This is a genomic window from Cupriavidus sp. 01L45 (assembly GCF_056399885.1).
In genome coordinates, this window is sequence record NZ_JBFTSG010000118.1 from 1 (window position 1) to 7,164 (window position 7,164).

At 61.6% G+C, this 7,164-nt stretch carries 9 protein-coding genes and 1 pseudogene; 6 read left to right on the forward strand and 4 right to left on the reverse strand.

Going from position 1 to position 7,164, the window contains the following annotated elements:
- Both AC1DT6_RS39850 and AC1DT6_RS39855 read left to right on the forward strand, forming a co-directional pair.
- Window positions 1-386: tyrosine-type recombinase/integrase (locus AC1DT6_RS39850; RefSeq protein ID WP_477115560.1), on the forward strand; the 386-nt coding region annotated here is incomplete at its 5' end.
- Between the two features lie 112 nt (window positions 387-498).
- On the forward strand, window positions 499-984 hold the full coding sequence (locus AC1DT6_RS39855) for a ProQ/FinO family protein (protein WP_477115561.1): 486 nt from the start codon (window positions 499-501) through the stop codon (window positions 982-984).
- A gap of 169 nt (window positions 985-1,153) precedes the next feature.
- Here AC1DT6_RS39855 and AC1DT6_RS39860 read toward each other — a convergent pair whose 3' ends face one another.
- The 3 genes from AC1DT6_RS39860 to AC1DT6_RS39870 form a co-directional block, all read right to left on the reverse strand.
- Window positions 1,154-1,795, reverse strand: coding sequence for a lysophospholipid acyltransferase family protein (locus AC1DT6_RS39860; RefSeq protein WP_477115562.1), 642 nt, complete (start codon window positions 1,793-1,795; stop codon window positions 1,154-1,156).
- Window positions 1,796-2,616: 821 nt separating this feature from the next.
- The gene (locus AC1DT6_RS39865) at window positions 2,617-3,057 is read right to left on the reverse strand and encodes a GNAT family N-acetyltransferase (protein ID WP_477115563.1); all 441 of its coding nucleotides are present in this window, start codon (window positions 3,055-3,057) and stop codon (window positions 2,617-2,619) included.
- Between the two features lie 226 nt (window positions 3,058-3,283).
- Window positions 3,284-3,607, reverse strand: coding sequence for an H-NS histone family protein (locus AC1DT6_RS39870; protein WP_477112215.1), 324 nt, complete (start codon window positions 3,605-3,607; stop codon window positions 3,284-3,286).
- Window positions 3,608-3,815: 208 nt separating this feature from the next.
- Here AC1DT6_RS39870 and AC1DT6_RS39875 point away from each other — a divergent pair.
- The 3 genes and pseudogenes from AC1DT6_RS39875 to AC1DT6_RS39885 form a co-directional block, all read left to right on the forward strand.
- A pseudogene (locus AC1DT6_RS39875) lies at window positions 3,816-3,917 on the forward strand (DNA/RNA non-specific endonuclease); the annotation flags it as partial.
- Between the two features lie 248 nt (window positions 3,918-4,165).
- Window positions 4,166-4,540 carry a PHA-granule associated protein 4 gene (locus AC1DT6_RS39880; protein ID WP_477115564.1) on the forward strand — a complete coding sequence of 125 codons (375 nt, stop codon included), beginning with the start codon at window positions 4,166-4,168 and terminating at the stop codon, window positions 4,538-4,540.
- Window positions 4,541-4,720: 180 nt separating this feature from the next.
- Window positions 4,721-5,569 (forward strand): hypothetical protein, encoded by an 849-nt coding sequence (locus tag AC1DT6_RS39885; RefSeq protein WP_477115565.1) that lies wholly within the window; start codon window positions 4,721-4,723, stop codon window positions 5,567-5,569.
- Between the two features lie 376 nt (window positions 5,570-5,945).
- Here AC1DT6_RS39885 and AC1DT6_RS39890 read toward each other — a convergent pair whose 3' ends face one another.
- Entirely contained in the window at window positions 5,946-6,413 is a 468-nt protein-coding gene (locus tag AC1DT6_RS39890) for a hypothetical protein (protein WP_477115566.1), read from the reverse strand.
- A gap of 10 nt (window positions 6,414-6,423) precedes the next feature.
- Here AC1DT6_RS39890 and AC1DT6_RS39895 point away from each other — a divergent pair, with 10 nt between their 5' ends.
- A complete protein-coding gene (locus AC1DT6_RS39895) occupies window positions 6,424-7,089 on the forward strand; it encodes a transposase (RefSeq protein WP_477115567.1) in 666 nt (221 codons plus the stop codon).
- The last annotated feature ends 75 nt before the right edge of the window (window positions 7,090-7,164 follow it).

The window sequence follows — 7,164 nt, forward strand, 5'->3', positions numbered from 1 at the left end:
GCGAGGCGTACGGCCTGCCGCCGGCACCGCATCCTGGTGAGGCGCGCCCCATCGTGCTGCCGATCATCGGCAAGGAAAAACCCTTGTCACGCGGCGCGCTGCATCTGGTGCTGAAGGAGGTGTTCGGGATGGCCGCCGCGCGCCTGCGCTCACGCGGCCCCGAGTGGGAAAGTCGAGCCGCGGTGCTGGCCAGCGCGTCGGCGCACTGGCTGCGCCATACCGCGGGGTCGCACATGACCGACCAGCAGGTGGACCTGCGCTTTGTGAGGGACAATTTCGGGCACGCATCGATTTCTACCACCAGCGCTTACCTGCACACGGAGGACGATGCCCGTCATGAGGCCACGCAGGAACGCCACCGGATCGGGTGGACGCGCGAAGGGTGACGCGCGCACACCCTGGCCAGCATACCTGCTGTGGTCAATGCCGCGGCGTGGGCGACAAAGCGAATCGCGAGGGACTGCTACAATCGCTTACCGTTTTTTATGGCTGGGCGCGATGGGCTTCGAACAACTGGCGGCATTGAAGGAACAACTGGCAAAGCAAGCCAAGGCCGCGCCACGGGCCAAGACGCGTCGCGCACCCCCAAAGGCTTCGGCCCGCCCGACTAAGCCCGTCAATGAGCCCGCAAAGCCCGTCGATCCGGTGCTGCAGGCCATCGTGAAGCTGCAAAAGCGCTTCACGCAAACATTTCCGAAGAATCCTTCGCCTAAGGTACCGCTCAAGATCGGCATCTTCGAGGACCTCGTCCCGCACGCGCAGGCACTTGGCCTGACGGAGCCGGTATTGCGCGACACGATCCGGACCTGGTGCCGCGGCACCCGCTACTGGACCTGCCTGGTGGAAGGTGCCCCGCGCGTGGATCTGGCGGGGCAGGAGGCGGGACACGTTTCAAAGGCCGATGCGAACCGTGCGCAGAGACTGCAAGCCCATCGTGCGGCGCGCGCGCAATCTCGACCCGTGACGGCGCCGAAGCCCAACTGATCCGTGATGGGGATGTCGCGCCGGCGGCGCGGCGTCGTGCGCCGACGAAGCGCGACCTCGCATCGCATGCCTGCGTCGGCACGATGAGGAACGCTCGCGGAGCGCCGCGTTCGACGCAAGGCAGTCGCCGTTGAGCGATCACTATTTCCGCTCTAACGGCGCCCACTAATTAGGCGCGCGCACCCGTAGGACCGGAAGCGAGAGCCTTCATCGCTCCATCGAGCTCGGCCGTTAGCTGCAGCGCTGCTGCCTTGCCGACGGGTGTGCCTTCGGGCGTCACAAGTGGAGCACCAAAGGTGATGCGGATAACTGGCCTGCGCAGCAGGTGGGCCAAGCGGAATCGATCAGGGCCATCGTAATGCGCCGGGACGATTTGGCCTTTGGCCCGCCCCGCGATTGTCGCTGCGCCTCGTTTTGCATCGACATTGTCGCTGCTGCGCGTCCCCCCAGGAAAAACCAGAACCAGATTACCCTGCTCAACGAGTGAAACAGCGTGCTTGATACTGGAGGCCGAGGGGCGTCCTCGCTCGACCGGGAACCCGCCACCAGAACGGACAAACCAACTGCTAATCGGATTGTCGAAGAGCTCCTTCTTGGCCATCTGATGCAGAGTGCGTGGCAGGATCGCGTAGCCGATCCATAGTGGATCCATCCAGCCCACGTGATTGCATACGATGACTTTGCCGACCGGGCCGCCAAGATGCTCGGCTCCGGCCACTGTCACCTTGCCAACGACCGACATCAGGCGCTTTAGTACACGAAGGAAGAGTGGCGGATTCCGGGAACCTGAGTGGAATTTGGAGTTGTTCATAGTGTGTATTGGAGGTACTGGCGCCTGGTGCACGCTGCGTTGGCTTGGGCAAGAACGTGCGCAGGAGAAGCCGCAAGGAATCGCATTCAGGAAGCTGGCGCGGGCCTAGCGCAAGGTAGCAGTTGGGTACGGTGGGGGGAGCATGAAAGCTGGCTGGGACGGCGAGAATGCTAAGCAGACAGGTATCGCACAGCGTGGCAGAAATGTACCACCAAGTTTCACGATTTCAATTGTATTCCAACGGGTCCTAACCGGATTGGCTGGACGCCAACCACTGCAGCGCCAGCCGAGGCGGAGGCGGAGGCGGTGCCGTTGGACTCCGCTGCCGGTACGCCGGGGAAATTTTCACGTTCGTGAAAGTATCCGTGACCCTGCCATTCGGCCCTCGCGGCTCCGCTCTGCGCGCTACGGCGGACGGACCGGACTCCGCGTTTGCCACGCGAGAAAGGTGTGCTTCGGCGCGGGTGGCAACCCGCGACGGCAACAGCAACGGATCGTTGATGTGACACTTCGCGTGGCGCAGGCTTCGGGCGCCCATGAGAAGAAAGCCCCGCACACAAGCGCTCGCGAGACTGGACTGGTAGTGGACGAATCGGTCTCCAGCGCCCGCTGCGTTCTCAATCACTGCAGCCCGTCCGCCGAGCGTCGGACTTGGGGTCCTGATATTCAGGGGCAAAGCCGAGCTGACTTCGACGCCGGCCCCGCTTTGCGCGTGGTGCTTGGCGACGTGGTGGATCTCGCTTGAGTGTGCGGCTTCCTGGCTAAGCATCGGCGCTGACTTGCGCGAGAGATTGACTCCTCCCGGCAAGTCGTGCACGAAGCTAGCCAATGGAAATCTTGAATGTCCTCCCCCCGCCAAATCTTCCCACGAACGTCTTGGATAGCCGAACTTCCTCCGGCATGGATTCGGGCTCCGCGAGCGAAAAATCGCAGTGATGAGAGAGGCCGAGCCGGCCAGCGGTGATGAGTACCGCCTTGGTACAGCCATCCGCGCGAGCGCGCGTCAGAATGCTGCCGACAAGGTGCGTCGCGATTTGATGACCACGGTACTCTTGAAGCACACCAACGGACCGCACAACAACCGTCTCTCCATATTGCTCAGCGCAAGCACAACCAACTACCCGCTCATCCAATACAGCGATATGAAAGAAGTGCAATGCCTGGTCAACGACGTCGTTAGGCAATCCACAACATTCGAGAACATCCACGACGGCAGGCCAATCAGCTTTTCCTGCTGCCCGAATCTGCACACTTCTCATCATTTCCGGCATCTCCCCGTGTCATGCGCGAGCCGAAGGCGGAAAACACTTAACAATTCGATGTCGAAAGATTGCGGCTTCTAGGCTAACACTTCCGCCAAGGTAATGGATAGCGGGAAAACCCAGATACGTCTGGGTAATGCCGTGCCATCGATGCCAAAAGACAGCTTTGGCAACCACACCGTAGGCCAAGGAACCCTGCTTGGCAATCGGATGCTAGCGCTCCCGCTCACGCCTCTGGAATCAGAAACTTGTCGCGATTTTTCCCTAGCCACGCCGGTGCGCGACCACGGCCGGTCCAGGTGGCGCCCGTCTTGGGGTCCATGTACTTTGGCGGCAACGAGGTCTTCTCCTTCGCCGCAGCCTTCGGCTTGTCACTAGCCGCAGGGCGTCCACGGCGTCGTTTCGGAGCCAAGTCATCGACGGTGAGTTCGTACTCTGCCATCAACGCCTGGATTTTCTCAATAACTCCAGCGACCTCGCTTTGACGAACCTCGGCGAGCTGCGTTTCCAGCTTTTCCTTTTCTGCTAGCAATTGTTTGTAGGTAGCCATTTCGGTCTCCGTCTATCAACAGTTCGATTATCCTACAGTATTTCGCCATATTTTTACTAACGCTGTGAATCCAGCCCGCCCGGATGATCTTAGCCGGAACACCGGAACAGAGACAGCTTCTGTGAATAAATCCTCCCGGCCTATTCTTTCCCGTCAGGAAAGGCGCGATCGCGGCTGAGTGGGTGAATTCAGTGCGAGCTACCATGTGCAGAATGAGGTACAGACGAACAGGTTCTTCGCCGATGCGTGGCTGCACCGAGCTGAATTTGCCGAACTCGAGGCCTACAAGGGCTCCGGCTATGACCGTGGCACCGGCGGCATATCCCCAATGCCATTGCCATGGCTGGCATCCATCAAGCTGAATCAAGTGTGTTCTGACAGAGCGGCGACATCGCAGCTCTCTCCCCCTGCCCACCTAATCTGCCGCCACATTCCACAGTCCCCGCGGATGTCAATCGCCGGAAAGGGCTATCGGGCACGAGGCTCCGCCGGCGATTACAATAATGTGCGAGCACAGGGTGTTGCCCCAATGCGCCAAGAATGTGAGTGGAGAAGTCAATGGCGACAGCACGAGCTGGCACCAAAGGGGAGGCACTAAGACTCCTGGGGACGGAAGGCGTGACCGTGGTGGAACTGGACTATGAGGCCGGCTGGCAGGACGCGATTGAACTTGGTCGGCTCGGCCAGAAGGCAGGGATCCGCGTGGAATATCGTGGGCAAGAGAACATCGCGGTCAAATCGCCGACGGCATTGGTCGCCGGCCTGATGCGGCCAAAAACGACCTTCCGGCAGCGAAACCTCTATTGTCAATTTGAACTGACCGAGCTGCCTGCAGCTGAGTTGGAGAGCCTCGAGGCAAAGGCATCCAAGCTGGGCGACTATATTCTCGCCGGGCGCCTGATGCGGGGAGTGGATTCGGTATGGACAGAGTGAACCCTTCCCCATGGCATCCCATTGGCTACTCCAGCGCGCATCCACCCATCGGCCGCGCTGGCAAGGTTTCCGCTTGGTCGCCACTGATGCGGCCACTCCCCACCTGCTCCTGAGCTGCCAGATGGATTAGAATCCCTCCTCATGCCTTGAACGGTCACATTATTCTGGGTGTTGAAGTCGATGCAACTCGATATCTTTGCTGACAGCCGCGATGTGATGCTACGCAACGATGTTGCCGACGCCCTGCAGCGACGCGATGCAGTTGCGGCGCGTGGTGCGTTGCAGCTATTGCTCAGCGAACATCCTTCCGACGATCTTCTTCCCGCTCTTGGTACGCTGACTCGGGCTCTTGGGGAACAAAGGCCAGAGCGCTTTGGCGACCACGATGCGCTGCAACATGCGCGTGGCGAGATAACCCGCGAGGTCATGCCCGCCGCTGCTCGCGTGTTCGGCGCCGCTGCCGGCAGCGCATGGGTAGCGCCGTTTTGGCGAGCGCTTGCGCACGCAGCTGCGCACTTGCCGTTGTGCCGCAACGAGCATGATGCCCATGCAGTGCCGTTGTGGCTCAAGGTCGAGGACTGGGTCGCGGCACAAGAAGCCGTCGCACGTATTGCATCGTGGCGCCGCATTCCCACTACGCTGTGCTGGATGGCAGAGGCGCAATATCACCAGCGCGGACTGGAAGCCATCTGGCCGCTGTTGGCCGAGCTCGCGTGGCTTTCGGCAAGCCGGCTTGACGGACTGATGCACCGCCTGAAGGATTCCTGTCTGACTACGCTGCGCAAGACGTTCGACTCTCGCTTCGAGGGCGATGGTGCCGTTGAGGATCTGGTGTGGTTTCCCACCTTACGCGCAAGAGAAAAACAATGGACATCAGCCGGAGCCTTGAAAATACTGGGATCAGCTGTCTGCGAGGTGTCCATCAGATTAGCCGAAAAAGTGGACAGAACGATCGTCGGGGTGTCCATCTCCCGCCGCAAGTTTCGCATGGTCGGACGCCCGATAACGCCGGACGTCCGACCATGCTAGCCCTACCTTCGCAAGTTCGGTGCTGTTCCGCGGCGGCACCAAGTCGGAATGCCGCGTAGATACTGGATTTCGCTTGATTCTTTGGCTCCGAGATGCTACATGAAAGAACATGCACATCTTCGAACGAGAAGTCAACGGCCATCGCTACCGTATTGCCGCGCAGTCGGTGTGGGACGCGGAGCGGGGCCGCTCCGTCGCACGCCAAGTCGTACTGGGACCGGCCGAGCCGCCGCGAGTTGCGGATCTGAGCGCAACCCAGACGGTGGGCACGCGCGGGGTCGGCGACGTCGGAGCCTTGATCTGGGTGGCCGAGCAACTGGACTTGGTCGGGCAGATTGATCGCGCGTGCGCAGGGGTTGGCGCCAAGGATGGCCCGTCAGTGGGTGAGCTGGCGGTGGCTGTGGCGATTCAGCGTGCGTGTGCGCCGGGACCCAAGTGCGAGCTGGGTGATTTTCTGGATGCGAGTCTGCCGCGGCTGTCGTGTTTGCCGGGGTCCGCGTTCACCGGCCAGGCCTTTCATCGCGTCGCGCAGCAGGTGACCGACGAGCAGTTGGAGCAGGCTCAGGTGGCCATCGCGAAGGCCGCGGTGGCTCGCTTCGAGTTGTCCGCCGACGTGCTCGCGTTCGATACGACGAACTTCGATACCCACATCGACACGCAGACGCCCGGCGAACTGGCTCGGCGAGGCCACGCCAAGAGCAAGAGGCGCGACCTGCGTGTCGTAGGGCTTGGCGTCCTGGTCAGCGAGACCGGGCATGTGCCGCTGTTGTATCGGACGTATCCCGGCAACGGCTCGGACCAGACCGTGCTCGCGGCGTGCCTGGGTGGGTTGGCGCAGTTGCACGAGGCACTCGATGCTGGCGGGCCAGAAGCGCGGGATCGCGGCGGCGCTGGGCAAAGCGAAGGTGGAACTGAGCACGCTGGATGGGTTGATCGAAAAGGGCCGCATCACGCGCAGCCGGCTGGAGCTGCGGGTCAAGAATGCGCTCGCTCGGGAACACCTGTCGAGCTTTGTCGTGGCCACCATCGCCGGAAGCGAAGCGGCACCGACCTTGCATTGGCACGTCGATGCCACGTTGCGCCGCGAACTGGAGAGAACGCGGCTGGGCAGGCGGGTGCTGTGTACGGATCGGCACAACTGGAGCACCGGGCGAATCGTCCACGCCTTCCGAGGACAGTGGAACGTCGAGGAGCTGTTCCGCAGGGCCAAGAAAGGCGGCGTGGTTCCCTGGGGACCGTCACACCAGTGGGCCGATGGATCGTTGCGTCTGCATACCTTCGCGACCGTGCTTGGCCTGATGCTCGTGAGCTTGGCGCGGATGGCGCTGAGGACCGACGCATCGGCGCGCCGGATGATGGAMGGACTGGCCGAGATCAAGGTGACACTGGTGAAGACGAAGACCGGGGCAGCGGGACGACGGCCAACGGCGATGCTGGCGCCGGAGCTCACGTCCGAGCAGCGCCGCGCCGTGAAGATCTTCGAACTGCAGCGGTGGGCACCAATATTATTTCATGTATGACTTCCGAGCCCATTCAGTCATGATTTACGGGCCAAGAGCCGCCGATGGGGCCTTGCTTTGCGAAAGTACCGCTAG

Excerpts from the sequence above, each read along its gene's own strand:
- AC1DT6_RS39855 (WP_477115561.1), top strand. The coding sequence starts at position 499 with ATGGGCTTCGAACAACTGGCGGCATTGAAGGAACAACTGGCAAAGCAA.
- AC1DT6_RS39860 (WP_477115562.1), bottom strand. The coding sequence starts at position 1,795 with ATGAACAACTCCAAATTCCACTCAGGTTCCCGGAATCCGCCACTCTTC.
- AC1DT6_RS39865 (WP_477115563.1), bottom strand. The coding sequence starts at position 3,057 with ATGATGAGAAGTGTGCAGATTCGGGCAGCAGGAAAAGCTGATTGGCCT.
- AC1DT6_RS39870 (WP_477112215.1), bottom strand. The coding sequence starts at position 3,607 with ATGGCTACCTACAAACAATTGCTAGCAGAAAAGGAAAAGCTGGAAACG.
- AC1DT6_RS39880 (WP_477115564.1), top strand. The coding sequence starts at position 4,166 with ATGGCGACAGCACGAGCTGGCACCAAAGGGGAGGCACTAAGACTCCTG.
- AC1DT6_RS39885 (WP_477115565.1), top strand. The coding sequence starts at position 4,721 with ATGCAACTCGATATCTTTGCTGACAGCCGCGATGTGATGCTACGCAAC.